Origin of the sequence: Maribacter sp. (assembly GCA_020629415.1) — a bacterium.
Lineage (GTDB): Bacteria > Bacteroidota > Bacteroidia > Flavobacteriales > Flavobacteriaceae > Maribacter > Maribacter huludaoensis.
The window spans coordinates 76,801-78,475 of sequence record JAHDDL010000012.1; the positions used below are offsets into that span (position 1 = coordinate 76,801).

The following is a 1,675-nucleotide window of genomic DNA, read 5'->3' on the forward strand; positions in this document are numbered from 1 at the left end:
AAGGCCGTAGGTATAGAAATTGTCATGACCTATTTGGCGATCATTGGCACGGTAATGTTACTAATTACTTTTTTTACCACTAAAGAAAGGGTCATACCAACAGTGGAACAAAAATCTAGCTTTAAAGAAGATTTGGGCGATTTGGTTAAAAACCGTCCGTGGATAATTATGCTGCTTTTGACAACTTTGGTATTTATAACCTTGGCTATGAAAGGTGGTTCATACGTTTACTATTTTGAAAACTACGTAGATGCCAACAGCTTAGCAGACTTCAATGGTCCTATTTTAAACGGATTGAAAAGTATAGGTGTCAATTTCTTCGGAGACAACCCTATATCCGCTGGTTTTGGACTGTTCAATGCCGGAGGAATTATTTTCATGATAGTTGGCATTTCACTTTCTAAAGCTTTAGCGGATAAATATGGTAAACGCGATGTTTTTGGCTCCGCCTTATTCGTGTCCACCTTATTCATAGCGGTATTCTATTTTTTCCCCGCTACTTCTGTAGAACTTATGTTTCTATCCCAAATACTTCATGGTTTCTTTTATGGAATAACCATACCGCTTTTATGGGCAATGATAGCAGATGTGGCCGACTATTCCGAATGGAAAAATAACAGACGTGCAACAGCCATCATTTTCTCTGCCATGATGATCGGGCTTAAACTAGGATTAACCATAGGTAGCTCACTGGTAACTTGGATATTGGGACTCTACAATTACATCCCAAAGAAATTTGCCGCCACAGAAACAGTTGTACAGCCAGACAGCGCTATTGAGGGAACAAAAATGCTGGTAAGTATTTATCCTGCCATATCATTTTTTATTGCCATTGCCCTATTATTTCTGTATGAAATCAACAAGAAAATGGAAAACCAAATAGAACAAGATTTAATAACAAGAAGAAAAGCTTAATTATGCCAGAAGAAAGTATAGATCATATTGACTTTGACGAATTGAACAAAAACGCGGTTTCTCAACCTTTGGTGAAACACATTTACACTGCAGATCCATCTGCCCATTATTTTAATGGTAAAATATATATTTATCCATCGCATGATATAGAATCAGATATTCCATTTGATGATTTAGGAAGCCATTTTGCCATGGAAGATTACCATGTGCTTTCTATGGATAGCATTGACAGTGAAGCTACGGATCACGGAATTGCGTTGCATGTTGATGATGTAGCCTGGGCAGAAAAACAAATGTGGGCTCCAGATGCCGCACATAAAGATGGTACATATTACTTGTATTTTCCTGCAAAAAAGGCTGATGGAATATTTCAAATAGGTGTTGCGGTTTCTGATAGTCCTACTGGTCCGTTTAAGGCGCAACCCGATGCCATTAAAGGAAGTTATTCTATAGACCCAGCCGTTTTTGAAGATGAAGACGGCTCTTATTACCTATATTTTGGGGGCATTTGGGGCGGACAGTTACAGAAATACAGAAACAATGCATACCATGAGGATAATGAATTGCCTACGCCAAACGAACCGGCTTTATTGCCCATAGTTGCAAAACTTACAGATGACTTATTGGAGTTTGCCGAAGAGCCTAAGGAAATTCAAATATTGGATACCGAAGGAAACCTATTGCTAGAAGCCGATAATGACCGTCGGTTTTTTGAAGCTTCATGGATGCATAAGTATAATGGCAAATACTATTTTTCATA

The 1,675-nt window shown here is 38.3% G+C and carries 2 protein-coding genes; both read left to right on the plus strand.

The genetic code is table 11. The features are described 5' to 3' along the window. On the plus strand, nt 1–915 hold a 915-nt coding region (locus tag QZ657_RS07050), incomplete at its 5' end, for an MFS transporter (RefSeq protein ID WP_291965861.1). A gap of 2 nt (nt 916–917) precedes the next feature. Next, on the plus strand, nt 918–1,675 hold a 758-nt coding region (locus tag QZ657_RS07055), incomplete at its 3' end, for a family 43 glycosylhydrolase (protein ID WP_291965863.1).